Origin of the sequence: Holdemania sp. 1001302B_160321_E10 (assembly GCF_015552275.1) — a bacterium.
GTDB lineage: Bacteria > Bacillota_I > Bacilli_A > Erysipelotrichales > Erysipelotrichaceae > Holdemania.
The window spans coordinates 1-20,299 of the sequence record NZ_JADNEM010000008.1 but is presented as its reverse complement, the minus strand read 5'-3'; the positions used below and the strand labels follow the sequence as shown (position 1 = coordinate 20,299).

Genomic DNA, 20,299 nt, shown 5'->3' with positions numbered 1-20,299 from the left:
AGCGGCGTGGGATTATCTGCAAGTTCGCATCGCTCACGCGGTGCGTGGATTGAAATCTTTTGTTGATAATGACGATCTCATAAACTTTGAGTTCGCATCGCTCACGCGGTGCGTGGATTGAAATCATAGCTGCGGAAACACTCATGACGCCCGTTGAGGTTCGCATCGCTCACGCGGTGCGTGGATTGAAATCCGTTAACTACGATGGTGAAGATTGGTCTGTAGAGTTCGCATCGCTCACGCGGTGCGTGGATTGAAATTATAAATATCAGTTTCTGAGCACAAGCAGCGTATGAATTAAAACTTTTTCAAATCATGTGAATTAATTAGATTGAACAAAAAAGTCTCGCTTAAGAATAAGTAAGATTTGCTCCAACACAGAAATGTTTTATTGGAAAACTCATGTCAAACATTGTATCGGTTATTATTAAATTGCTCCGCTAATCTGCTTTACAAAAAAGTAAATCAATAACTTAAACAAAAGAGTTCAGCTAGCAGAACTTGAAAAATCAAAACTCCGACAACCATGAAACCAACACGATTGTCTATATTCAACCCCATTATTCATAAAAACTCAAAACATCGACCAAAATCATAAAAATTCAAAAAGTGGTACGATTTTGGTACGAATGGAAAACTAAGGAATCAAAAAAGCCCTTAACTAAGGGCTTTATCGTTAACTGGTGCCGATACCCAGAATTGAACTGGGAACTGAGCATTACCATTGCTCCGTTTTACCATTGAACTATATCGGCAGGCATTTAATATAATATCAGTTACTTATAAAAAATGCAACAGTCTTTTTTCAGAAATCAAATTTTTTCAAAGCTCGCAGGACACGCGCAACCGGGAATCCCATAATTGAGTAAAAATCACCAATAATTCTCTTCACCAGAAAAAATCCCTCTCCCTGAATTCCATACGCCCCCGCTTTATCCAACGGCTCGCCCGTCGCTACATAAGCTTCAATCTCCTCTGCCGTTAATGGATAAAATTCCACATCACTCACATCGCAGAAACAAATCCTCTGATCAGCGGAAAGCAAACATACGCCGGTCATAACCTGGTGCGTTTTCCCCGATAACCGTGTAAGCATCGCTTTCGCCTCTTCCGCATCTTCAGGTTTCCCTAAAATCTGCCGCTCCAGCACCACGATCGTATCCGCACCGATCACTACCGCTTCCGGATATCGTTCAAACACAGTGTACGCTTTTCGCCACGCCAACTCCTCCATCGCCGCTTCCAGCGGAATATCCGAATTCAATGCTTCATCAATATCCGCAACCTCGACGCGAAACGGAATATGGCAACGTTCCAAAAGCTCTCGCCGGCGCGGCGACTGACTCGCAAGAATTAATTCACGCTTCATTCCCGATTCCCCTTCTGATTTTTATCATAAATAATCTTCATTCCCTTAAACGCCAAATCCGGATCATATTCATCAATGCAGTTCGTTTCCTTCACCAAAATACGGCCCAACCCTCCCGTGGCAATCACTTTCAGCTGCGGCTGGTTTAGTTCCTCTTTAATCCGACGCACAAGATATTCTACCTGTCCAATATAACCATAGACCAACCCCGACTGCATTCCTGAAACAGTATTTTTTGCTAAAACACGCTCCGGCTTGATAATCTCAATTTCCGGTAATTTCGCCGTCATCGACCACAAAGCCTGGGCTGCAATCTCAATTCCAGGTGAAATCACAGTATATTCAAACACCCCTTTGCCGGAAATATAGTCATAGGTCGTGGCCGTACCGAAATCAATGACCAGACACGCCTGATGATACAAGTGATAAGCAGCCGCGACGTTCACAATCCGGTCGGCCCCCACTTCTTTCGGATTTTCTGAATTCACGGAAATTCCTGTTTTGACACCCGGGCCAATGATGAGCGGTGTACAATGAAAATATTTAATCACCGCACTTTCCAAAGAATGCATGATTTTGGGAACAACGCTGGAAATTACGACGTCGTGAATCAGGGAACTGTCAATTAACCGGGTTGACAACATCGTCCACAATACCATTCCCAATTCATCCGAAGTCCGCGGCGTTTTCGTCGTCATCCGAAATGTCGCTTTTAAGTCGTCATGATCAAACACGCCGACTGTGATATTGGTATTCCCAACATCCAAAGTCATCAACATAGGCTATTTCTCCCTTTTCTCTTTCAAGATTACCAGACAACGCTTCAGCAGCTCATAGGCCAGATCTTCCTTGCGCATAAGCGGCAGCGTTTCTTCACCCTGGGCGGTGATCACCGTGACCCGGTTTGTATCGATTCCAAAGCCAGCTCCACTTTCCCGCAGGTCGTTCGCGACGATCAGATCAGCATGCTTGGATGCCAACTTTGTACGCGCCCGCGCTAACAGCTGCTCGGTTTCCATCGCGAAGCCGCACAATACCTGATCACTCCGCTTTCTCTCGCCTACGGCTTTCAGGATATCCTGCGTTCGCTTTAATGTCAGCTGGAATTCCCCATCTGTCTTTTTTATTTTTTCCGAAGCCGTTTCCACCGGCGTATAATCCGCCACCGCCGCCGCTTTGATAATCAGATCTGATTCGGAAGCCCGGCTGAACACAGCTTCGGCCATCGCCTGTGCGGAAGTCACCGGCTGGTCCTCTACCCCGCGCAAAGCAGGCAAAGCGGTCGGACCATGGACTAACGTAACCTCCGCGCCCCAGTTCCGCGCAGCTTTGGCAATCGCATATCCCATTTTTCCACTGGAATGATTCGTCAGATACCGGACCGGATCCAAAGCCTCCTGGGTCGGCCCGGCACTGACCAGCACCTTCAATCCTGCCAGCGGCTTCTCCGTGATCAAAGCCTGTTCAATCTCATCCTCGATCACATCCAATGGCGCCAGCCTCCCTTTGCCGACGTCGCCGCACGCCAGTAAACCGCTGTCCGCCTCTACAATCCGCATTCCCCGCGCCTTCAACAACCGCAGATTTTCCTGCGTCGCCGGATTTTCCAGCATTCCGGTATTCATCGCCGGGCAGATGATTTTCGTGCAGCTGCAGGCCAGAAAAGTCGTCGTCAGCATATCGTCCGCCAGTCCCTGAGCCAGTTTGGCGATCACATTCGCCGTCGCTGGAGCGATCACAAACACATCCGCCTGTTTCGCCAGGGAGACGTGCTGAACATGATATTCGAAATTCCGATCAAATGTATCCACACTGACTCGATGACCGCTCAGCGTTTCAAAAGTCAGCGGGCTGACAAACTCCGTCGCATTGCGGGTCATGATCACGTGAACGTCCAAATCCCTCTTTTTTAAATCACTTGTCAGCTGTGCCGCTTTGTACGCGGCAATGCCGCCGGTGACGCCTAAAATCACAGTTTTCTTCATCAGTTCCTCCCTGCCGTCAGAAACGGTTTTTTCTTTTTCATCAAACTCTTAGGCTGATGCCTCAACGGATCTATGTCTTTAATGATTACGATCATTCCCCAGCTGGCTTTTTCATCTTCCCTTTTGTTAGCGGCAGCAGAGCCCGGCCGACCGCGAGGACAATCACAGCGCCGATCGCCATTTCCAAAAGTCCGTTCGTCATGACCACGCCCAGCAACAACGCCGCCAACCCTGACAGCGCAACCCCTTTTACCGCGGCATACGCCGAGCCGAAGAAAACATAAATCCCCAGCATGACCAGAGCCGTATGCGTCAACGTACTGATCAGCGCTGCCAGAATCAGACTGACATTGATCTTCTTCGTCGTTTTCATCAGCAAGGTAAACAACACACCGGCCAGCCAGCCCAACAAAACCCGCGGTCCGATCGCAATGATCAAACTCGCCAATCCGCCGTGAAATTCGCCAACCGAGTAAAACGGTGAAAAGACAAACGAGGTCACCGTCGGCGTCAGGGTGTTGACAATCACACTGCTGATCCCGAAGATCAAGCCGATTGCGCTCCCGGCTTTCGGCCCCATCAGAACTCCTGCCAGAATGACCGGAATATGCAGCGTCGTCGCCCGCACCGGACCGATCGGAATGTAGCCTAACGGCGTCAGCATCAGCACAATTTCGATGCAGCCGAACAACGCCAGCAGCACCATGTTCTTCGTCTTCTGTTTCGATTTCATATTTTCTGTTTTCCTCCTGTCACTCCCTTCCCGGGATGCAACGTACTGAAATTCGAGAATCCCTGCCAAAATGCCATCCATCGGATAGAAGTCCGTTACGATCTCCTTGCGAGGTGACAATCCGGATTGTGGGAATTCATTTTTATTATACTCAAGATCCCCTCCAATTCAACCGTTTCACGACCGGAAGGCGACAAAATTCTACCAAAAATAGACAGCTCTGAATTTGTTGAACAGTTGCCATACTAACGGTACAGGAAATGAAGGTGAACGGATGAAAAGAATACCCTATGTCATTTTAATCAGTCTGCTTTTCTTAAGCGGATGCCAGAGTCAGCCCGGAAACGAGGATCCAACGGCCAGGGTCGGGTCCATAACCGATGATGTTCCGGAAATCAATATTCCGGAAACTGATATCGACTTTTCGCAATTCAGTACGCTGGACGCCCGGATGCATGCGTGGGGCTTGGGCAAAGACAAAGATGAAAACGGCCAGCCCGCAGACGCGGTGCTCGCGAATCAAAAGTATAAAGCTTATGACGCCGTCTTTGTCGGGCGGCCGGATCAGAAGGTCTATCTGACCTTTGACAATGGCTACGAAAACGGAAATACACCGAAGATTCTGGATACGCTGAAAGAGAAAAACGTCAGCGCCGTCTTCTTCGTCACATCCCAATATGTATTGGAAAATCCGGATTTAATCCAGCGAATGATTGATGAAGGTCATGTGATCGGCAATCACAGCTATCATCATCACTCCTTCCCGACGATCAGCATTGAGAAAGTTTACGATGAGATTATGCAGCTGGACGCGCTGTTGTTGGATCAATTCCAATACAAGATGACGCTGGTCCGGCCGCCGAAGGGAGAATTTAACGAGCAGTCGCTGGCCTTATGTAACGTATTAGGCTATCAAAATGTGCTGTGGTCGTATGCTTACTACGATTACAATGTCGCCGATCAGCCGGATCCGGCAACTGCGCTGAAGAAAAATCTGGATAACGCACATCCCGGCGCCATTTATCTTCTGCACGCAGTCTCAGATACCAACATGCAGATTCTCCCTGATCTGATCGAAGGCTTGCGGAAGCTGAATTATGAAGTAGCCCGCTACGATTTAAAATAAGACTTTAGAAAAAAAGAATCTGTTTTCTTTCTGAAAAGAAAGAGTGAAAGACAAATTCCGTTTCAAAACAGAGGCTGGCTTTTGAAGGGGAACTTACTCAAACTTGCGTAAAAAATTAAGGGCAGGGAGGATCAAGCTTATAGTTTGATCCTCCCTGCTACTTTGCGCAAAAATTCTAAGACCCGCCTCAAAACTGAGTAAGGACCGTTAAAGGATTGGTCTTTTTTCTTTTTAATTGACTTTTTTCTCCGCTCTGCAGCATCATGAATTGAAAGTTCGGACAACAGTAATACAGTCAGCTTCGACGAGTACAGCCAACATTGCCAGATCAGACAGAGATGTTCCTGTCTTGCTCACCAACACGACTGGTTAATGGTTCAACTGATCGTCATTTTCATTGACCGCGGGAGCCGTTTCCCCCAGGCGCATCGCTTCCGACCGGAATTGTTCCAACCGGGCCTCCGCGGCAGCATCCTGATCGAAATAATCGACGAGCAGATCCAGACACCGCAAAGTTTCCGGCGAACTCATATGTTCCAGTTTTTCCGTTTCTTCCAGCAGTTGTTCCGCTTTAATGCCTGCCAACTGCAGAAATCGAGCTACCCGCTGATGCCGCTCCAGCAAGGCTTTTCCCTGCTTCCAACCTTTCTCTGTCAACTGCACGTCCCCATAGTTTTCCACAATCAAAAAACCTTCGGCCGCCAATTTACGCAGCATTTTACTGACCGAACTGCGTCCCACCTGAAGTGCGCTGGCCATGGCGGACACCCGGAGCGTTTGATTTTCCTGCTGCAGCCGGTATATCATTTCCAGATAGTCTTCCATTGCTGCCGTCAGCTGATCCGCTTCATTCCGTGCCGCTTCCCGAAACGGCCGAAATCCCTTGTTTTCCGCCATCCCCTTCGCCTCTTTCCCTAGTCTCTGCCGCTTTGCCACGTTTCTATCCTGCTCCATATTATTCTTAAATCCTTCGTCCGTGCGGGCTGCCTCAACAGGCAGAATATCCCGTTTCGCAAAGAAAAAGCTGGGGTATCCGCTTCCCAGCCGCTCATTCAAACAAGCTTGACATGTTCAATTACGCAACAGACTAACAGAAAACAGACTGAAGCTCCAAGTCCCACAGCGCAGAATTTCGACATCAACTGCTGCTTATACCTCGTTTTTTCCTGGTTTCCATTGAAGAAAGCCTTCGTTTTTTCCTTCTACGTTACGCTTCTTCTTCCACCTGCGGGAGTTTAAAATATCGACTAAATTCCCCCTGAATCCGATCATGCAGCCGCCGCACACCACCTTCCAGATGATACCGCATGACTTCACCGCAGCGCTCCCGCTGGCGCTTTTCCACAATTTCCACAATTTCCTCATGTTCATGAAGCAATTCATTCATTGAGAAATTGGCTTTGACGTCCAACATTCGGAAACGCGAATAATGTACTTTCATCTGATTGATAATCTGCCACATGGCCCGCTGACCGGCGATCGCAAAGATATGCTCGTGAAATTCGCTGTCCAACGCGTAGAATTCATCCGGCGTCCGCTGCTTCGCAATCGCTTCCCGCTGATGGGCCAAATCTGTTTTCAGCTGCTGCAGCTGGGCGGGCGTTCTCCGTTCGATACCATCTTTCAGAATCTGAATTTCCACGATCGTGCGCATGTTGATCGTCGCCATGACCAATTCCATATCAATCAGCGATACCTTCGTTCCCCGCTGCGGCAGGACTTCCAGCAAGCCGTCGTTGCACAACCGCAGGAATACATCGCGAACCGGGGTTCGGGACACCTGGAATCGCCGCGAGATTTCATTTTCGCTGATCAACGCTCCCGGTTCGATTTTCAGATCGATAATTTCTTCCTTTAACTGATTGTAGATCTCCAATTTATCCATCCTGAGTCCCCCTCATACAGTTAGTATACAAGGTGTCCGGGAGGGATTCAAGTTTCATTTTTCCACGGCAATTTCAAAGAAATTCTCACTGTCTCTCCTGATCATGATATAATGCAGGCGATAAGGAGGACAAGCTATGAAATTTTTAGTCATTTCTGATATTCACGGTTCTGCCGACTATATGGAAAAAGCGCTTGAAGCTTATACCCGGCATAAACCAGATCAAATCCTGCTGCTGGGTGATATCCTCTATCACGGCCCGCGCAATCCGCTGCCGCAGGGCTACAATCCCCAGAAAGTCGCGGCGCTGCTCAATCCGCTTGCCGATAAAATCATCGCCGTCCGCGGCAACTGCGACGCCGAAGTAGATCAGATGCTTTTGAATTTTGATATTCAGCGCGACTGCGCGACCCTCTTTTTGGGCGGACACCGGATTACGGCGACGCATGGTCATCTGTTTCCGCTTGATCCGCCCCCGCACAGCTTCCCCGGCGATATCTATTTGTTTGGACATATCCACGTTCCTGTCATTCGTCAGGAAAACGGAATTACGCTGCTCAATCCCGGCTCGATCACGCTGCCAAAACAAAATTCACCGCATACCTACGGACTGCTGGACGAAAACGGATTTACGATCATGACCGAGGATCACGAAGTCTATCAATCGCTTACCTTCTGAGCGCGACAAAACACTTACGGCAATCAGGCCCAATTCCTTTCAGGTCCGACAGTCTTATTTGAGACTATACCTTTCCTTTCATGGGCTTCTCTACTTCAGAGAGCCCTTTTTTACTTTCGTCGATCAACAGACAGAGCACGGCTGCCCATTGATCCTCCGCTTCCTTTAACGTAATTTTCACCACTTCTCCCTGCTTCATCAAATGTCGTTGGGCGACTGGCGCGATGTAGTAAACAGGCTGGGTAATCGAATCCAGAACCAGCTGATTTTCCCGAACTTCCATTTCCGTACGTTTCCATTGGCAGGATGGCAACGTACGGCGAATCCGATATTGATCCCTTTTGGATCCGGCTTTCATCCGCTGGGCTTGTTTCCAGACCTGCTGAAGCATCGCCGTCGGCAGCGACTGGTAGGCCTCCGGCAGCGGCGCGTCTTCAATCCGCTGGGGATGATGAATCATCGCGTCAAACAATTCTTCGCGGAACTGCGCCGCATTGTGGCTTAAGGCGCAAAGCTCGCGGCGCTGCGTCAAGGTTGGAAAACAGGTAATTTTTACATTCATAATCATGGTAATTATTTCCTCCTACTATTACTATTGCGCTTTTTTTCTGAAATCCTCCCGGATTTCAGAAATTTCTACAAATTTTTCGATTTTTTTTGTCCTGTTTTTGTCTCAAATCGTTCCATTCCCTTTATAACAGCTCTTTTCCCGCGATATTTCTCACGGATAGAAAAATTCCAAACAAACTTGCATCCATCCTTCCAACTCAAATTCTCGTTTGCAGCATCAGTATGAAAATCAACTTAAAACGACAAAAAAACCTTCGGCAATCCTGTGGATTACGGAAGGTTCAATGATTATTTTTCCAACATCAACCGATCCAGCCGCGGATTAGCGACTTCCCGGATCCGACCGTCTTCAAGATAGACCTTCGCCAGTCGGTCGCTCAGCAAAGTCAGAACTTCATACGGAATCGTTCCCAACTCCCGCGCCACCTGTTCCAGCGGAACATGCGGACCGAACAGTTCGACCTTCGTCCCTACCGGAAAGGCGTGCGGAAGCCGGATCATCGCCTGATCCATGCAGATTCGTCCGACAAATTCGCCGGTTTCTCCCTCAATCCAGCATTGCCGTCCCTGGTGCTTGCGAATCCAGCCGTCAGCATACCCGATCGGCAAGGTTCCGATCCATTCCTCTTTCTGCGTCGTATAGGTCGCCCCATAGCCCACCGGCTGCCCCGCCGGCAACGCCTTGACATAAATCAATCGGCTGTATAAGCTGACGCACGGCTTCAGCGGCGTCGCGTAGGAAGTCACGCCGAACATTGCCAGTCCGCAGCGCACCGCGTTGCCGGGCGCCTTCGGATAATGCACCGCTGCATCGGAATTACTGCTGTGCACCCAGCGAAAAGGCGTGTTCAAGGCCTGAACAATCCGCTCGAAACGGGCCGCCTGATCGTCCGTCATCTCATTGTCCGGATTATCCGAGCAGGCATAGTGGGTGAAAATGCCTTCCACCAAGGCGCCGCTGTCCTGCAGCAGCGTTAGCATCGCCCGCAGTTCGTCAAGATTCTCCGTGCCGATGCGGTGCATGCCGGTATCCACCTTTAAATGTACTCTCAAACCCTTGACCGGGACCTGAACCAGCTCCTTGACCCACTTTAGCGATACCGCCGGCACCGCCAGATCATACCGCAGAAGCAGCTCCGCTTGGGACGGATCCACAACGCCCAGAATTAAAACCGGCGCTGTGATCCCCTGATACCGCAGCGACAACGCCTCATCCAAGCTCGATACTGCCAACATCGCGGCCCCCGCTTCCAAGGCTGCCCGTGCAACCGGACCATCGCCAACGCCATAGCCATTGGCCTTGATCACCGCGATAAACTGCCGGTCCGTCTGCCGGCGCAGCCAGCGGATATTTTCTTTGATCTGATCCAGATCGACCTCAACCCAGCTCTCCCGATAAAACATGTCTGTCCCTCTTTTCCTGACTAGTCCTGCCGCTTAGACAAAGCGGGAAGTCGTATAGGCCAGATAAACTCCGCCGATGCGGAACATCAGTGACAACAGCGCGCTCATGCTTGTGCCGATCAGGCTCTGCAGCACCATCCTGAACGCAAGCATAAAGAACTGAAATCCCATCGTAAACACACCAAAGCCGAAATAAGCGATCATATCGCCAAACAGGAAACAAAGTACCGCCAGCACGGCCGCCAGCACAGAAAACCGCACCTGTACCCCGCGGCCATATTTACGGATGACCGTGCCGATTGCATAACCGAACGCCAGGTAAACCACTGAGAATTCGAACATGAGAAACCGCGCGATCAGACCATAAAGAATTGTCAGTCCCACAGTCGCCCCAACGCCATATCCAACTGCCCGAATAAACCGCTCATTGCGGGTCAGCGCCTGTTTATTGTAAATTTTAAGCATACAAGACCTCCTGAATACTCCCAGTATAGCACAATCAAATTTAAAAGAGAACGGGCGATCCGCAGACAGAATCTTACAAATCATGAACAGGCAGCTTTTCCTGCCGTTGGGAAGTGAGATTGAAAAAAGCAATTTGGAAACGGTTTTCTTTACTTTTCTGCTTTCCCAGAGTATCATTTTTTTAATGAGTGAAGGAGGTTCTACCGTGTTATCGAAGACGCAGAATCAAGCATTATATGAATTGCAGAAAGAACTGTGGGGCTACGCTGAACCCGGTTTTCTGGAACACAAATCAGCGAAGGCCATGAGCGGTTTCCTGCGCCGGGAAGGTTTCCAGGTAACTGAAGGTCTTTGCGGCATGGATACGGCGTTTGTCGGAGTCTGGGGCAGCGGCCGGCCGGTAATCTGTCTGTTAGCGGAATTTGACGCACTTTACGGCCTGAGTCAGGAAGCGGACGTCGCCGAATACAAACCGATCGAAGGCATGGCGACCGGCCATGGCTGCGGTCATCATCTGTTAGGTGTCGGGTCGATCGCCGCCGCGATGATCGTCAAAGACTATCTGGAAAAGAACAAGCTGCCGGGGACGATCAAAATGGTCGGCTGTCCGGCAGAGGAAAGCGGCAGCGGCAAAGCCTATCTGGCGCGCGACGGGTTCTTTGCGGACGCCGATGCCGCGATCACCTGGCATCCATCCGCGCTTAACGTCGTATCTTCCGGCTCTCATCAGTCCTGCATTCAATGTTATTTCCGTTTTCACGGCGTTTCCAGTCATGCCGCAGGCAATCCGGAAGCGGGCCGCAGCGCGCTGGACGCTGCCGAACTGATGAGCGTCGGCGTCAATTACCTGCGCGAACACATGGACTCTAAAGAACGCGTCCACTACGCCTACACCAATGCCGGCGGGATTTCCCCGAATGTCGTTCAGGCGGAAGCAGAGGTCAAATACCTCGTCCGCTCCACGACCAATCCAAAATGTCAGAAGCTTTATGAACGTGTGATCAATATCGCCAAAGGCGCCGCGCTGATGACCGGCACAACCTGCGATGTCGTCTTTGACGAAGGCTTAAGCAACGTCATTCCGAACTTCACGCTGGAACAGGTTCTGGAAGAGGCCTTCTTTGAGGTTGGCGCTCCGGAGTATACCGAAGCTGAACGCGCTTACGCCAAACAATTCCGCGATACCTATCCGCTCGATCCGGAAAGCGAGGTCACAGCCGTCATCGCCGAGCCAAAGACGCTGATCGCCAACATCCAGAACAGCGATATCTGCGATATCGTGCTGCGCCACCGCTGTGTTGACGAATGTTCGATGGGATCAACCGACGTCGGCGACGTCAGCTGGGTTGTGCCGACAGCTCAGATCAACACCGCCTGCTACAGCTACGGCGCGGGCGGGCATACCTGGCAATGGGTTGCCCAGGGCAAATCCACACTGGCCTACAAGGGGATGATGCTGGCGGCGGAAGTCATGGCAAAAGCAGTCGAGAAATGCTTTGAGCAGCCGGAAATCATAGTAAAGGCAAAAGCTGAATTTGATGAACGGCTGGCCGGGCAGACCTATGAATGTCTGATTCCCAGCGATGTGAAACCGCACATTATCCAATAAATCATCTCTGCTGACGCCTGCCGGATCGACCATTCTGGCAATACCGGCGTCATTCAGAAGGCTAAAAGCCGGCATCCTTCCCATGCGCAGGGCCGGCCTTGATTTCAACAAAAAAGAATGGAGTTCGTTGAACATCCGCGATGGCTTCCGCCTGTCCTCCAGGACAAACGGGCGATCCGGTTTCATGATCCCCATTCTTTTTTATGCCTCGATTTCTATTTTAACGGTTTACTCCGCTGCGCAAGCCTTCAGAAAATCCGGATTGAACAAATCCATGTCTTTCTCAGCATCATACACACATCGCCCTTCGCTGAAGGTTTTCAGAACCTGATAATCCTCGTCGATGATGATGAAGTCCGCATCCATGCCCGCTGCCAGCCGGCCTTTCTGAGGTGCGCCGTAGACCTGCGCTGGATTGCGCGAGCTCATTTTCACGATTTCCGTCAGCGGCAGATGCAGATTCTCCGCCAGATTGCGGATACCGCGGATCACCGGCAGCGTTGAACCGCACAACCTTCCGGTATCCGATAAACAATAACCCTTTTCATCAATATTCACATCGAACATGCCGGACAGATGATACCGGCCGATCGGCGCTCCCGCCATCGGCACATTGTCGGAAACCATCATGAACTTGTCAAACGGATTCTTTTTAACCCGCAGCATCAGTTCGATCATTTCATTCGCGACATGCAGACCATCGCAGATCAGCTCGTTGTAAACCTCGTCGTTAAGCAGACAGGCGCCCAGACCGCCCATCCGGCGATGATGAATCCCCGCCATGACGTTGGCAGTGTGCGTCGTGACCGTGATCCCCCATTGAAAAGATTCCAATGTCTCCTGATACATCGCGTTGCTGTGGGCAAAAGCACAGCGGACCCCCTGCGACGTCAGCAGCGCAATCGCTTCTTTTGCACCCGGGATTTCCGGTGCGATCGCAACCAGCTTCAGCATCCCCTGGGCGGTGTCGATCATCGCCTGGACATGTTCTAAATCAATATCCGGATGTCCGGTATCAATTCCTTTTTCCCCCACGCGGTTCAAATACGGACCTTCGCTGTGGATGCCGATCGGCTTTGCGCCGTCAATCGGTCCCTGCTCCACTTTGACTATCGCTTCGAACAAGCCGAAATCTGCCGTTGGCAGACACGCTGTGACCCCCTGGGATGCCAGTCCCTTCAAGTAACCACGGACCGTTGCTTCCGGATCAGCCTGATCGCCCATCAGGCCGTAGCCCATCGTTCCATGATTATGGGTATCAATAATTCCCGGTAAAATCCGGTGATTTCCGGCATCCACCGTGATCGCGACGCGCGCGGTCGGCGGCAGGATCTCCACAATCCGGCCTTCGTCAATATTCAAAATACCATCCACAATTCCCTGATCGGTGACAATCCGCTGTGATCGTACAAACATTAACGTCCCTCCTTCAGATCACGATAAGTGATCAATTCAATCTGATGTTCCTGCAGAAATGCCCTGACTCTCGGGCTGGTCGCCATTGCCAGATCCTTCATGCGGATCATCGTGTAGGTTGTTTCTTTCATCAAATCTTCTTCCACAAAACCGCAATGGCAGATAAAATAACCGATTTCATGGGATAACGAGGCTTCCAGCGATTTCAAGAATTCCTGTTCCACATCCGTTTTCAGCTGATCCTCGATTGGAAACGGCTTCGGCGTCCATGTGCAGGGAATCATGGAAACCTGGCCGCCGCTCATGACGTCTGTCGTCATCAAAATATCGTATTTCTCCGCGATCACCCGCGCCGCTTTCCGGGTGTTGGGCGTCGCCATCGAATGACCATGAAAGTATTCCGGCTTGCGGCCCATCAATTCAATAAACCGCTTGACCTGATTTTCAGTTTCCAGCAACGTTTGTTCATAGTCGTAAGGATCCTCTTCAAAGCACAGGCACATTCCCTGCCGGCCGGTGATTTTACCCTCGCGCATGCGCTGAACCGAAGGCACAAAATGACCATCTGGATTCACCAGCGAAGGAACCTCTGCCGGATCACTGACGGGCCGTCCCGCAACCAGGTTGATGTCGATGCCGACGCAGACTCCCTGGCGATCACGGATTTTCGCCGCAGCCCGGGCTGAGCTGGGCATGTTGACAAACAAGCCGGTATTGCGAATAATTCCCTGATCAATTCCTTTCAGAATTCCATCGGCGACGGAATCCGTTAAGCCATAGTCATCACTCTGAAACAATAATTTTCTCATTCCGCTTTCATCCTGCCTTTCAATTTTTCCAAAATCTGCTCCAATCGCGGGATATCCACATGGCAATCCTGATTGGAGCGTGTATGCCGGACAACGAACTGATGCTTCTCGATCGCGCCGGAAGCCAGCAGCATGCCGTTTTCGAAGAATCGCAAGCCGTTATCCGGATCCTCATATTCCTTGTTAATCCAATCTTCCTCCAGCAAGTCCGCGACGTCAACCCCTTTTCGATGAGCGCAGACGACTTTTTCCCCCTGCGCCAGACAATCCAGTAAAATGACCTCGGCGCGGGAAGGGCAGGCTTCTTTAAGCAGCTTCAGCCCTTCATAGGAATTGCAGCATTGATCGACCAGCACCAACGCTGTGGATGATTTCGGATCCCATTCCTGAATTAAGCGCAAGATCAGCGCCACGGAAGCACTGTTGCGATTGAAATTAACGCGGTTGCCGCGGCTGTGCAGCAGACTGACGCCAAACAAAGCCGCCAAACTCGCCGCCAAAACGGCAGCGACTTTCATCGCCGGGCTGAGCGAGCGCAGCGCATAAACCGCGCCTGCCGCCATCAGAAAACAGATCGCCCCAAGCCCCCATTCCAGCGCCAGGTTCCTGCCTTCCGCCTGCGTATTCTTCCGCGGATTCAGCGGATAATAACGGATCGGCAAATGGGCATGGGAAGGCGTGTCATAAGCGCAGGCGATCACGGTCTTTGCGTGCGCCAGATCGCCGATCACCAGATTGCATACATGCAAGATGCGGGAATGCCGGGTTTGAAATTCCGTCTTCCATCCCCTCTGCCTGCACTGCCGGCATACTTCCGCCAGAAATACCTCTTTTTGTTTACGCGTATACCGACGCGCCAGCGTTACGCCCGCCAGCATCATTTCCTCTTTCATGATCTCACCTCCGGAAGGAAAAACAGGCTATGAAGCTCAGTCCTTCATAGCCTAAACTCTGATTTTAGAAAATTCGGAAGAAGGCGCCGACCAGGGCGAACACGAAGATCCCCAGAATCAGCTGCGTCGGGCGTGCGCCCTTCTTGATCAGGCGAACCAGTGTAAATAACAGGATGACGCCGAGCAAGCCCGGGAAGATCGAATTCAATACATCGCCGATGACAACCGATGTTTGACCGACGTTCAACGTCCAGTTCAGCGGGACGCTGACCATCTGCGCCGTCATCGCGCCGACCATGATTAAACCCAGCACGGATGCCGCTTTGGTTAACGCGCCCATCAAGCCTGAAGAGAACACCATATCAATAAACGAAGTACCATAGACATAACCCCAGTTTACAAAGAAATACTTCACGATGGACTGTGTTACGCCGTAGAGCAGGATGAAGATCAAGGTACCCAAAATCGAACCTTCCGCGCACAGACCGATGCCGATCCCCGCGGCAATGATGCGCAGACAGTTGAAGAACAGACTGTCAAACATGCCGGCTGTCGGTCCCATCAGGGCCGCTTTGATGCTTTCAATCGTCTGGCCGTCGATCGAGTTCTTTTCTTTATGCTCTTTTTCCATCGCGTAGGCTAAGCCGGCGATGAAGCTGAACGGAACGGCGTGGGTATTAAAGAAGTTCTGATGCCGCAGGTACGCCTCCCGCTTGCCTTCCATATCATCTTTATAAATACTTTCAATCGCCGGAGCCATTGTGATCGTAAAACCATTCGCCTCCATTTTTACCATGTTGAAGCTGGTAAAAACCAGATGGGAACGGAAGAACATTGATTTTAAAACTTTCTTTTCTTCCGGCGTCAATACTTTCTTTTCCATTAGAAGAAATCCTCCTCATCTGTTTTCGCAGCGGAAGCCGCCATTGAATTCTTTAAATCAATACTGCGCTTTTCGCCCATGAACATCGTGATCGCGATCGCGGCGCCCAGGATTGCGATCGGCAAAGTCGCCATGCCCAAGTAAGCCACCATGACATAACCGACAAAGAAGAAGATGCCGACTTCATTGTTCCAGATCATCGACGTCAGAATTGCGAAGCCGACCGCCAACATCATCGACGTTGCAGCGCCCAAGCCTGTCATAACCCAGGCCGGCATGCTTGCCAGAAACGCATTCAATCCCTCAACGCCATAGGATACCGCAAAGAACAGGATAACGACGTTAATCAACGGCGTCAGGCAGGAAAAACCAATCGTCTGGAACGCGAATTTACGCGGATTGCATTCTGCAGCCAGCTTTTCCCAATACGCCGCAAGAGAAGCCCAGATCGGCGTGAACATGCCAGCGATGGACGCCATGACCGTACCGATTGGCAAGGCAATCGCCAGACCCGCTTCGATATCGGCGCCAGTTAAAATAGTGTAAGCGACTGCGATGATGCTGGAGGTTGTCGCATCTGCCGGGATCGAGCCCCCGATGGCGGAAATTCCCATGAAAATGGATTCCAGGGATGCGCCCATGATGATGCCGGTCTTGAAATCACCCAAGATCAACCCCGCTAACGGAGCGACGACGATCGGCCGGTTAAGACATTGCCAGGACATGATGTAGGGATCTAAAATTGAGATGATATAATACGCTAAACAAATTTGTAAAGCTGCGGATACCATAATTTTCCTCCTCTTTTCCTAATGAACTTTCTTATAAACCCAAAACTTTGCTTAATTTTTCCGGATTGTCTTCCGGCGTGGTCTGGTACACAGTTTCGATGCCGAAGCTCAGCACTTTCTTGAAGTCTTCGACTTCTTCGTCGTAAGCATACAGATTGGATCCGTAGGTCCGACGGGCAAGATCCCCCTGTTTCGGTGCGATGCGGCCATAGTTGCCGACGTTGATCAGCGGAATGTCCTTCACTTCTTCCAAGATTTTGATCAGATCTTTCGGGTTGGAGATGATGACCAGAATTTTATGTCCTGCTGCGCGCGGATCCTTCAGCAGCGTGATCGAATCGGCAACTGAACGGATTGTGACCTTCGCGGTTGCCGGGGCGGCCATCATCAGACTCTGCTGGATGATCTTGTTGCCTGCCGCCTCATCATTGGCCACGACAATCCGGTCAACCCCAGTGTGCCGCGACCATTTGATCGCCACCTGTCCATGAATCAATCTTTCGTCCAAACGTACTAACTTAATCATTTCCTTTTCCTCCTTTCTTAGAAAAAATCCTCTTGTTCTTCTGTTAAATCCGGCAGCTGCACGACGCTCAGCATTGATCGGCTCTGTTCGACGATCTGTTCGATCTCCTCCACCGTGACCTCCGTTTTTGTTGAAAGCTCCAGAACACAGGCCAGATTCACGCCGCCGATCAGCGTAGTGTTGGGTTTCTGCAGATAGGTCATCATGACCTGATTCACGCTGCCGCCGATCAAGTCTGACATCAGAAGCACCTGATCCTCCGCGGAAACTCCGGCATAAAATGCGTCGAGTTTTTCCTGAACTGACGCTTGATCAACATAAGCGTCAAACACGGTGACATTGTCAGAAGCGCCCATCAAAATATCCAGAGAGCTTTTCATGCCGCTGGCAAAATGACCGTGCGATGACAAAAAGATTTTCAGCAATGCGATACCCCTTTCTTGTTGGATATTTCTTCAACGTCCCTACTATAACCTGTTTTTGTAAGCGTTACCACGTTCACTTTTTCCGAAAAAAAAGGGAAAACTTTCGTTTTTTCCCTTAGCCAAGTGAAATTGGCAAAGCCTTTAAACTTGCGCGGACGATCTCCGTTAATCCGGTTACACGGTGATTTTCAATCAACATCCACAAATTTTCATTATCTCTGAAGAAAGAAATTAAAAGATCGTTAACAAATCTTACGGCCTCCAAACTGCTGTCAAAATCAGCGCTGATCACAACGATATGCAAAATCGGCTGTTCATCAAATATTCTTTCCTGATTTAACTGATAAATTTCAAAAAATCCTTTGCTTACCCATTGTCGTTTTACAAACAAAATGCAAACTTTGTTCGCTACGCATGTTTTCTTAGTGTAATGAAGATCAGCATAGATCTTCTCGACGCTCTCCGCATCTTTTCCCATTTTATAGCTGATTAACTGTATAAAAGAGTCCATACTTTCATATTCAAAATCACGATAAATTGTAAATACGCCCAAGCGCAGATGATCAAGAGCGGACTGCAGCTGAACACCTGATAAAATAACCTGATTATAGATATCGTTCATCTGGCTTTGTGTCGGAATGCTGTTGACCATTAAGCACGGCCAGTCATATTTATACGAATAATAAGGATAACTTAAAATTGCCCAGTCGTAATCTTCGACTGGCAGTTTCCGCATTTCATAGAGTTCATAAACGTCCAGACAAGCAAAACAGGAACCAAACCGAGTCTGGATCATCTGCTTTAGAATTCCTGACGAAATATATCCGCCGCCATTGGAAACAATCGCCCGGATGGGCTTGAACGGATAAGGAATCATCAAGAGCAACGTATTGAGGTGGCCGGCAAATGTGATCAGATTATACAAGCTCAATTTACAATGATACTGAGTTTCGAACAAACGGGCAAGATTATGTGCCAGTTTCGACGCCAAAGGACAATCTTGAATGCGCGAATCCTCTGAATGCAGACTTTTTACGCTATGAAACGAAGCGTTGAAATCTTTTTGAACCAGCAAAGGAATTAATCCTGAACATAGAATCTGATCTTCATTGGGAATTTGAGTCAGATCTACATTGTAGTCCTTTTTTACTGACTTGCAGAAGGCAGCATTCAGTTTTTGCGCTTCCTCAGCTAATTCAAAATAATTATCGGCGAGCTTGCAATCCAGCGGAATATCCGCCCAAAACACCAAGAGCAGCGCAAATGCCAGAATTTCATCTTCATTCACGTCAAAACCAGAAAACTGTCCGCATTTCAGAATTACTTCCTCAGCCACTCGATATTCCCGGAAACGTCGTATGTAATCCTGTTGTTTTCGGGATAAATGAATAGGACAGCCGGCCTGATAACGGGAAGCCATCAATAGCAAATAACGGGATAAGCGCTGCGTATTCCCATCCAAGATATGACAATCTGATTCTCTTAATGCTTTGAGGAAGATATGTCTGATTTCATATCGTTCCTCATCCTCGCGATCGAAAAAAGAGAGATAATCTGTATTCTTATACAAATTAACAGCTTCATGATAGTGATTTTCAAAAATACACAGCATTAACATCCGACGATCAAATTCGCTTCCGATGACCATCGGTCCTTCTTCGCTTCGTTTTTTCAAGCGTAAATTAAATTTATTCAATAAAAAATTAACTTCTTTCAATTCTTCCCGAATTGAGCTTTTCGTGAGGTAGAGTTCGTCAGCGATATCTTCAATAGTCAGATATCGTTTTTCTACAATAATCCGGCGCAAAATATCATTCGTCCTGTCATTTTGTGCCCGCGGAGTTCCGCCGATCGCTGAAAAATGAATTGCCAGCTGTATTTTTACCGGAGAAAACTTTTCTTCATCAAAAACTTTGAGAACGTAACCTTTTCCTTTCTTCGCGATCAAATCAGCGCCGCTGGCTTTAGCGAAGGCTTCGAGTTCAGCTATATCGTTCTTTATCGTTCGTTCTGTGACGCTGACTTTTTCCGCAAGTTCATAAGAGCGGATATAGTCGTCTTGCTGGGTCAGAATGTAGAATAACTGTAAGATTCGCTTCTTTTCATTCGCCATTCCTTGTCCTCCAACTTTCTTAGCTGGTTCAAAAAGTAGACTTTTTGAACCACGCAAATTCTAGTTAAAATAAGCCTTTTTTCTTTCATTTCCAATTATATTTCAAATGTCAGTTAAAGTCTACTTTTTCAGCCAAAGCGCAACTGGCTAAAAGATAAGGCTGCGGATTTATAATTATCTGAAAATGAGAGCTTTGAATTAATTAAAGATTGTTTCCCTGGCATCTCTTTGTCCAGTATCTCGCTTCAAAGATTCAATGACTAATCAATAAACTGAATTGTAAAGAGAAAAGTCTCCCCTGAAAAGACGCAAACTTGTTCAGTTTAAACTGCACAGGGTTTCTAACGTGCACCCTAATCGCGCGTTCTGACACAGAAGTCTATAACTTATCAGTCTGTCCGGATTTTCCAGACGCAGAGAAACAAATTCAATCCTTGAAATATTTCGAACTCATGATTTTTGTTTCTCTCTATGATATACGCATAAAATCAGAAAACAGCTCCGCAGGAAGACAAATTTATTTTAAGTAGTTCTTGTTTTAGGCTCTTTCAAAAATAGTGTTGGTGAGAGAAAAACCGAAACAAGAAAGACGCAGATGAGTTCCAGAAATGGGACTCA

The 20,299-nt window shown here is 49.1% G+C and carries 20 protein-coding genes, 1 tRNA gene and 1 CRISPR repeat array (1 of these 22 cut by a window edge); of the genes, 3 read left to right on the top strand and 18 right to left on the bottom strand.

The features are described 5' to 3' along the window. A CRISPR array of direct repeats spans positions 1-260; the repeat unit is 34 nt; unit sequence GTTCGCATCGCTCACGCGGTGCGTGGATTGAAAT; it reaches 112 nt to the left of the window's first position. A 421-nt stretch (positions 261-681) separates the two neighbouring features. From I2D94_RS06305 to I2D94_RS06285, 5 genes are all read right to left on the bottom strand, one after another. Further along, positions 682-755 (bottom strand) — tRNA-Thr (locus I2D94_RS06305). Positions 756-805: 50 nt separating this feature from the next. After that, positions 806-1,369 carry a nucleoside triphosphate pyrophosphatase gene (locus I2D94_RS06300; protein WP_072684713.1) on the bottom strand — a complete coding sequence of 188 codons (564 nt, stop codon included), beginning with the start codon at positions 1,367-1,369 and terminating at the stop codon, positions 806-808. Next, positions 1,366-2,148, bottom strand: coding sequence for a type III pantothenate kinase (locus I2D94_RS06295; protein ID WP_072684712.1), 783 nt, complete (start codon positions 2,146-2,148; stop codon positions 1,366-1,368). Before I2D94_RS06295 ends, I2D94_RS06300 begins: the two co-directional genes overlap by 4 nt. A gap of 3 nt (positions 2,149-2,151) precedes the next feature. Beyond that, complete coding sequence (gene coaBC / locus I2D94_RS06290) at positions 2,152-3,354, bottom strand: bifunctional phosphopantothenoylcysteine decarboxylase/phosphopantothenate--cysteine ligase CoaBC (protein ID WP_072684711.1); 1,203 nt, start codon at positions 3,352-3,354, stop codon at positions 2,152-2,154. 91 nt (positions 3,355-3,445) lie between these two features. Then, positions 3,446-4,087 (bottom strand): ECF transporter S component, encoded by a 642-nt coding sequence (locus I2D94_RS06285; protein ID WP_072684710.1) that lies wholly within the window; start codon positions 4,085-4,087, stop codon positions 3,446-3,448. A 274-nt stretch (positions 4,088-4,361) separates the two neighbouring features. Here I2D94_RS06285 and I2D94_RS06280 point away from each other — a divergent pair, with 274 nt between their 5' ends. Further along, positions 4,362-5,213: a polysaccharide deacetylase family protein gene (locus I2D94_RS06280; protein WP_072684709.1), complete on the top strand. Its 852-nt coding sequence runs from the start codon at positions 4,362-4,364 to the stop codon at positions 5,211-5,213. Between the two features lie 369 nt (positions 5,214-5,582). Here I2D94_RS06280 and I2D94_RS06275 read toward each other — a convergent pair whose 3' ends face one another. Further along, a complete protein-coding gene (locus tag I2D94_RS06275) occupies positions 5,583-6,149 on the bottom strand; it encodes a metal-dependent transcriptional regulator (RefSeq protein ID WP_159432798.1) in 567 nt (188 codons plus the stop codon). Between the two features lie 271 nt (positions 6,150-6,420). Continuing rightward, positions 6,421-7,098: a GntR family transcriptional regulator gene (locus tag I2D94_RS06270; RefSeq protein WP_072684707.1), complete on the bottom strand. Its 678-nt coding sequence runs from the start codon at positions 7,096-7,098 to the stop codon at positions 6,421-6,423. Positions 7,099-7,234: 136 nt separating this feature from the next. Here I2D94_RS06270 and yfcE point away from each other — a divergent pair, with 136 nt between their 5' ends. Further along, on the top strand, positions 7,235-7,777 hold the full coding sequence (gene yfcE / locus I2D94_RS06265; protein WP_072684706.1) for a phosphodiesterase: 543 nt from the start codon (positions 7,235-7,237) through the stop codon (positions 7,775-7,777). Between the two features lie 64 nt (positions 7,778-7,841). On the opposite strand, the gene I2D94_RS06260 is transcribed toward yfcE, so the two are convergent. The 3 genes from I2D94_RS06260 to I2D94_RS06250 form a co-directional block, all read right to left on the bottom strand. Then, positions 7,842-8,345 (bottom strand): hypothetical protein, encoded by a 504-nt coding sequence (locus I2D94_RS06260; protein ID WP_072684705.1) that lies wholly within the window; start codon positions 8,343-8,345, stop codon positions 7,842-7,844. A 290-nt stretch (positions 8,346-8,635) separates the two neighbouring features. Then, positions 8,636-9,751, bottom strand: coding sequence for an alanine racemase (gene alr / locus I2D94_RS06255; RefSeq protein WP_072684704.1), 1,116 nt, complete (start codon positions 9,749-9,751; stop codon positions 8,636-8,638). 33 nt (positions 9,752-9,784) lie between these two features. After that, positions 9,785-10,216, bottom strand: coding sequence for a hypothetical protein (locus I2D94_RS06250; protein ID WP_072684703.1), 432 nt, complete (start codon positions 10,214-10,216; stop codon positions 9,785-9,787). 205 nt (positions 10,217-10,421) lie between these two features. Between I2D94_RS06250 and I2D94_RS06245 the strand changes: the two genes are divergently transcribed. Beyond that, positions 10,422-11,825 (top strand): amidohydrolase, encoded by a 1,404-nt coding sequence (locus I2D94_RS06245; RefSeq protein ID WP_295770855.1) that lies wholly within the window; start codon positions 10,422-10,424, stop codon positions 11,823-11,825. Between the two features lie 228 nt (positions 11,826-12,053). Here I2D94_RS06245 and I2D94_RS06240 read toward each other — a convergent pair whose 3' ends face one another. From I2D94_RS06240 to I2D94_RS06205, 8 genes are all read right to left on the bottom strand, one after another. Further along, positions 12,054-13,241 (bottom strand): N-acetylglucosamine-6-phosphate deacetylase, encoded by a 1,188-nt coding sequence (locus I2D94_RS06240; RefSeq protein ID WP_195396020.1) that lies wholly within the window; start codon positions 13,239-13,241, stop codon positions 12,054-12,056. Beyond that, positions 13,241-14,050, bottom strand: a complete 810-nt coding sequence (locus tag I2D94_RS06235) for a ChbG/HpnK family deacetylase (RefSeq protein WP_072684701.1) — start codon at positions 14,048-14,050, stop codon at positions 13,241-13,243. The genes I2D94_RS06240 and I2D94_RS06235 overlap by 1 nt, the downstream gene beginning before the upstream one ends. Continuing rightward, the gene (locus tag I2D94_RS06230; RefSeq protein ID WP_072684700.1) at positions 14,047-14,943 is read right to left on the bottom strand and encodes a hypothetical protein; all 897 of its coding nucleotides are present in this window, start codon (positions 14,941-14,943) and stop codon (positions 14,047-14,049) included. Before I2D94_RS06230 ends, I2D94_RS06235 begins: the two co-directional genes overlap by 4 nt. Before the next feature lie 64 nt (positions 14,944-15,007). Next, positions 15,008-15,826, bottom strand: coding sequence for a PTS system mannose/fructose/sorbose family transporter subunit IID (locus tag I2D94_RS06225; protein WP_006061015.1), 819 nt, complete (start codon positions 15,824-15,826; stop codon positions 15,008-15,010). Further along, positions 15,826-16,617, bottom strand: coding sequence for a PTS sugar transporter subunit IIC (locus I2D94_RS06220; RefSeq protein WP_195396019.1), 792 nt, complete (start codon positions 16,615-16,617; stop codon positions 15,826-15,828). The genes I2D94_RS06225 and I2D94_RS06220 overlap by 1 nt, the downstream gene beginning before the upstream one ends. 31 nt (positions 16,618-16,648) lie before the next feature. Beyond that, positions 16,649-17,143, bottom strand: a complete 495-nt coding sequence (locus I2D94_RS06215) for a PTS sugar transporter subunit IIB (protein ID WP_072684698.1) — start codon at positions 17,141-17,143, stop codon at positions 16,649-16,651. Between the two features lie 17 nt (positions 17,144-17,160). Next, positions 17,161-17,568, bottom strand: coding sequence for a PTS sugar transporter subunit IIA (locus tag I2D94_RS06210; protein WP_072684697.1), 408 nt, complete (start codon positions 17,566-17,568; stop codon positions 17,161-17,163). 115 nt (positions 17,569-17,683) lie between these two features. Then, complete coding sequence (locus tag I2D94_RS06205) at positions 17,684-19,681, bottom strand: HTH domain-containing protein (RefSeq protein ID WP_195396018.1); 1,998 nt, start codon at positions 19,679-19,681, stop codon at positions 17,684-17,686. Positions 19,682-20,299: the final 618 nt, after the last annotated feature.

Coding starts and splice junctions, on each gene's coding strand:
- I2D94_RS06300 (WP_072684713.1), bottom strand. CDS start 1,369: ATGAAGCGTGAATTAATTCTTGCGAGTCAGTCGCCGCGCCGGCGAGAG.
- yfcE (WP_072684706.1), top strand. CDS start 7,235: ATGAAATTTTTAGTCATTTCTGATATTCACGGTTCTGCCGACTATATG.
- I2D94_RS06205 (WP_195396018.1), bottom strand. CDS start 19,681: ATGGCGAATGAAAAGAAGCGAATCTTACAGTTATTCTACATTCTGACC.
- alr (WP_072684704.1), bottom strand. CDS start 9,751: ATGTTTTATCGGGAGAGCTGGGTTGAGGTCGATCTGGATCAGATCAAA.
- I2D94_RS06280 (WP_072684709.1), top strand. CDS start 4,362: ATGAAAAGAATACCCTATGTCATTTTAATCAGTCTGCTTTTCTTAAGC.
- I2D94_RS06295 (WP_072684712.1), bottom strand. CDS start 2,148: ATGTTGATGACTTTGGATGTTGGGAATACCAATATCACAGTCGGCGTG.
- I2D94_RS06225 (WP_006061015.1), bottom strand. CDS start 15,826: ATGGAAAAGAAAGTATTGACGCCGGAAGAAAAGAAAGTTTTAAAATCA.
- I2D94_RS06270 (WP_072684707.1), bottom strand. CDS start 7,098: ATGGATAAATTGGAGATCTACAATCAGTTAAAGGAAGAAATTATCGAT.
- I2D94_RS06215 (WP_072684698.1), bottom strand. CDS start 17,143: ATGATTAAGTTAGTACGTTTGGACGAAAGATTGATTCATGGACAGGTG.
- I2D94_RS06250 (WP_072684703.1), bottom strand. CDS start 10,216: ATGCTTAAAATTTACAATAAACAGGCGCTGACCCGCAATGAGCGGTTT.
- I2D94_RS06285 (WP_072684710.1), bottom strand. CDS start 4,087: ATGAAATCGAAACAGAAGACGAAGAACATGGTGCTGCTGGCGTTGTTC.
- I2D94_RS06220 (WP_195396019.1), bottom strand. CDS start 16,617: ATGGTATCCGCAGCTTTACAAATTTGTTTAGCGTATTATATCATCTCA.
- I2D94_RS06235 (WP_072684701.1), bottom strand. CDS start 14,050: ATGAGAAAATTATTGTTTCAGAGTGATGACTATGGCTTAACGGATTCC.
- coaBC (WP_072684711.1), bottom strand. CDS start 3,354: ATGAAGAAAACTGTGATTTTAGGCGTCACCGGCGGCATTGCCGCGTAC.
- I2D94_RS06230 (WP_072684700.1), bottom strand. CDS start 14,943: ATGAAAGAGGAAATGATGCTGGCGGGCGTAACGCTGGCGCGTCGGTAT.
- I2D94_RS06240 (WP_195396020.1), bottom strand. CDS start 13,241: ATGTTTGTACGATCACAGCGGATTGTCACCGATCAGGGAATTGTGGAT.
- I2D94_RS06260 (WP_072684705.1), bottom strand. CDS start 8,345: ATGATTATGAATGTAAAAATTACCTGTTTTCCAACCTTGACGCAGCGC.